The 3,166-nt window shown below is 69.8% G+C and carries 4 protein-coding genes; all 4 read right to left on the bottom strand.

The window, feature by feature from the left end:
* A partial coding sequence (locus ACNPM4_RS15250) for an alpha/beta fold hydrolase (protein ID WP_448986240.1) occupies window positions 1-1,144 on the bottom strand: 1,144 nt, incomplete at its 3' end.
* Window positions 1,141-2,298 (bottom strand): DNA polymerase III subunit delta', encoded by a 1,158-nt coding sequence (locus ACNPM4_RS15245; protein WP_372469218.1) that lies wholly within the window; start codon window positions 2,296-2,298, stop codon window positions 1,141-1,143. The genes ACNPM4_RS15250 and ACNPM4_RS15245, both read right to left, overlap by 4 nt.
* 56 nt (window positions 2,299-2,354) lie before the next feature.
* The gene (gene tmk, locus ACNPM4_RS15240; protein WP_029262797.1) at window positions 2,355-2,984 is read right to left on the bottom strand and encodes a dTMP kinase; all 630 of its coding nucleotides are present in this window, start codon (window positions 2,982-2,984) and stop codon (window positions 2,355-2,357) included.
* Window positions 2,981-3,166 (bottom strand): hypothetical protein (locus tag ACNPM4_RS15235; RefSeq protein WP_448986237.1); only part of this gene is annotated, 186 nt, incomplete at its 5' end. The genes ACNPM4_RS15235 and tmk, both read right to left, overlap by 4 nt.

Genomic DNA, 3,166 nt, shown 5'->3' with positions numbered 1-3,166 from the left:
CGGTGTAGACCCCGTCATCGCCGCGTTTGTTGTAGTAGTCGGCGAGCAGGAACGCCGTGGTCGGGTCTCCCTGCAGCGCCTCATCGAGGGCCTGGGTGAGGATGTCCCAGCTTTCCTGGGCGTAGAGCGCGGCGATGATCCCCGTCAGCAGGGAGTCCGCGCCCATCATCCGCCCATCGCCGTTCTCGAGCGGAGTGCGGTCGACGCTCGCCAGCAGCGCCCCGAGATCGGCCATCGCCTCGTCCACTGTGCCGTTGAAGGGGCAGTTCCCCGAGTCGAGACAGTTCTGCATGTAGGCGCGCAGCGCCGACTCGAAGCCCAGAGCCTGAGTCGCCCCGACCTCGAGACCCGGAACCGCCGGATCGATGGCGCCGTCGAGCACCAGGCGTCCGGCCTTCTCGGGGTAGAGCTTGGCATAGGTCGCGCCGAGGAACGTGCCGTAGGAGTAGCCGAGATAGTTGAGCTGCTTGTCGCCCAGCACCGCGCGGATCAGGTCCATGTCGCGGGCGGAGTTGACCGTCGTGATGTGCGGCAGGATGCCGTCACTGTTCGCCTCGCATGCCTCGGCGAACGACTTGTGCGCGTCGAGCAGCTCGGCTTCCCACTCCGCCGTACCACGGGCGGCGGACGGGATGCCGTAGAGGTAGTCGTCCATCTCCGGTGCGTCGTAGCAGGTCACCGCGGTGGAGCCCCCGACTCCGCGCGGGTCGAAGCCGATCACGTCGTAGTTCTCGATGAGATCAGGTCCCACCGCGAAGTCGAGGCTGCTCTGGACGAGCTCCACACCGCTCGATCCGGGACCGCCCGGGTTCGTCAACAGGGAGCCGACGGGGGTCCCCTGCGCGCGATGGCGGATCACCGACAGGCTGATGTCACCGGCTCCCGGGTTCTCCCAGTCGAGGGGCGCCGTCACCTCGGTGCAGTCGAAGCCGGGGCCGCAGTCCGTCCACTCCAGTTCCTGCGAATAGAACGGCAGCAGATCTTCGGCGACCCCGTCGGTGTCGGGGACGATGGTCGTCGCCGGCCGCGACGACTGCTCGGGGATCATGGCGTAGAGACAGCCCGAGAGGGCGACGGATGCCGCGGCGAGGCCGGCGATGACCGCGGCGGCGCGACGGAAGCGGGAAGTCGATCGGTTGTTCACGGTTTCCTCCCGCTCGTGATCGTCACGAGCAAGCTCTCCAGTGCGAGCAGCGGAGCGACGTTGCGCTCCAGCGACTGCCGCGTCTCGGCAAGGTGGTCAAGTACGACAAGGGTACGGGCCTCAGGCCAGGCCGACGCGAGGCCTTCCAGCTCGGGGCGCAGCTCGCGGTTGATGAGATCGTCGCCGCGACCGAACTGCAGCATGATCACGTCGCGGAACAGCGACTGCAGGTCGGTGAGCACGCGGTCGATGCCGTCACGCAGGCTGCGCGTGGCGCGCTTCTTCTGATCGTCTTCGAGCGCCGAGAGCTGTGTGCGCAATGCCGGCGGCACGGCCTGCCCCTCGGCGATTCCGATCGTGCGCAGGAGCGAAGCCCGCTCCTGCGCGTCGCGCTCCGCCGTGAGGGCCTTCGCGTCTTCGGTCGCGGCCTGGATGATCCGACCCGCGACATCGACCGCATCGCCGACACCGCGGACGCCGATGACGGACCGCAGGGTCTCGTCGCGCCGACGCCGAGCCGCGTCATCGGTGGCGAGACGCTGCGCCATCCCGATGTGGCGCTGCGAATGCCGCGCCGCCTGCTCGGCGACGGCCTCATCGGCCCCCGTGCGCAGGGTGATGAGCCGGGCCACATCGGCGACATCCGGCTCCCGCAGTCGCAGCGAGCGGACCCGGGAGCGGATCGTCGGCAGCAGGTCGGCCTCGCTGGGCGCGCACAGGATCCACACCGTCTGCTCGGGCGGCTCCTCGAGTGCTTTCAGCAGCACATTGGAGGTGCGTTCGACCATGCGATCGGCGTCTTCGACGACGATGACGCGGTACCGACCCGCGGAGGGCGCGAAGTAGGAGCGCTCCACGAGAGCGCGGGCCTCGGCGATCGTGATGATCACCTTGTCGGTGCGGAGCGCCGTGACGTCGGGATGGGTGCCCGCGAAGACCTGCCGCATCACCGCCTCGTCTTCGGGGTGGTCGGCGACCAGAGCGGCCGCGAACGCGTACGCGAGAGTCGAACGGCCGGATCCGGGCGGGCCGGTGATCAGCCAGGCATGCGAGAGCGCACCCGGATCGGATGCCGCCGCACGGAGCGTGTCGACGGCAGCATCCTGCCCCCACACGTCCGCCCACGGGAAAGGAGGAGGAACGGTGCGGGGCATGCACTCAGCCTAATCGCGACCACCGACGCCGACGGCATGGGTGTCGCTCGCGCAGGTCAGCCGAGCAGTGCGCCGACCCGCGCACGGATCTGCTCCGCGATCACCGTCGGCGCTGCGGCGGCGTCGAGGACGAGGAATCTCTCGGGCTCGGCCGCCGCGAGGGCCAGGTACGCGTCGCGGACGCGCCCGTGGAACTCCGCCTGTTCTGCTTCCAGCCGGTCGAACGGCTTGTCGGCGGAGTCGAGGCGGGTGCGGGCCGCAGCGGGGTCGAGGTCGAGCAGCACGGTCAGGTCGGGCAGCGCGCCTTCGGCCGCCCAGAGCGAAAGATCACGGATCTCGGTCGCATCGAGCACACGGCCGGCGCCCTGGTACGCCACGGACGAGTCGAGGTAGCGATCCTGCAGCACGACATCCCCGCGGTCGAGTGCGGGTCGCACGACCGTCGCCACGTGGTGCGCGCGGTCGGCCGCGTAGAGCAGCGCCTCGGCGCGCGGCGCGATGTCACCGCGATGATGCAGCACGATGTCACGGATGAGCTGCCCGACCTCGGAACCGCCGGGTTCGCGCGTGCGCACGACGGTGCGCCCGGTGCCTTCGAGCCACTCCGCGAGCAGAGTCGACTGCGTGGTCTTGCCGGAGCCGTCTCCGCCTTCGAGCGTGATCCACACCCCGTGACCTGGAGTCACGAGCTCGCCTTCTCCGCTGCCTTCGCGGCGGCGTTCGCCGCACGTGTGGCTGCAGCCTTCTTCGCCGCAGCCGACCGTGCGGCCGACGTCGCCGCCGTGGTCTTCTTCGCGGGGGCCTTCTTCGCGGTCGTCGACTTGGCCGCCGTCTTGGCGGCGGGCTTCTTGGCGGCGGGCTTCTTGGC

This window comes from Microbacterium umsixpiens, from assembly GCF_053543675.1.
The sequence above is the reverse complement of the archived record's forward strand: the minus strand, read 5'-3'. Positions and strand labels throughout refer to the sequence as shown.